Origin of the sequence: Streptomyces flaveolus, from assembly GCF_000716535.1 — a bacterium.
GTDB lineage: Bacteria > Actinomycetota > Actinomycetes > Streptomycetales > Streptomycetaceae > Streptomyces > Streptomyces flaveolus_A.
Genome location: NZ_JNWV01000202.1, coordinates 1 through 250, shown reverse-complemented (window position 1 = coordinate 250; position 250 = coordinate 1). Strand labels below are relative to the sequence as shown.

The 250-nt window shown below is 69.2% G+C and carries 1 protein-coding gene; it reads left to right on the top strand.

Translation table 11 applies throughout. The features are described from left to right. Positions 1–234: YcxB family protein (locus OO52_RS45855; protein WP_030941497.1), on the top strand; the 234-nt coding region annotated here is incomplete at its 5' end. Between the last annotated feature and the right edge of the window lie 16 nt (positions 235–250).

The following is a 250-nucleotide window of genomic DNA, read 5'->3' as shown; positions in this document are numbered from 1 at the left end:
GCGTACCGCGCCAAGGTCGACGACTTCGGCGCCACCGTCAGCAACACAGGCGGCTCCAGCCAGCTCAACTGGACCGCCGCCCCGCATTACGCCGAGACCCCCGACACCTTCGTCCTGCTCAGCGGGGACAAGAACGTCTCGTGCCTGACCGTGCTGCCCAAACGCGGCGTGCAAGAACCGGGGGGCGTGGACGGCATCCGGACTCTGCTGGACCGGCACATCCGCAGGCTCTGACCCAGGGCCTGTCGCC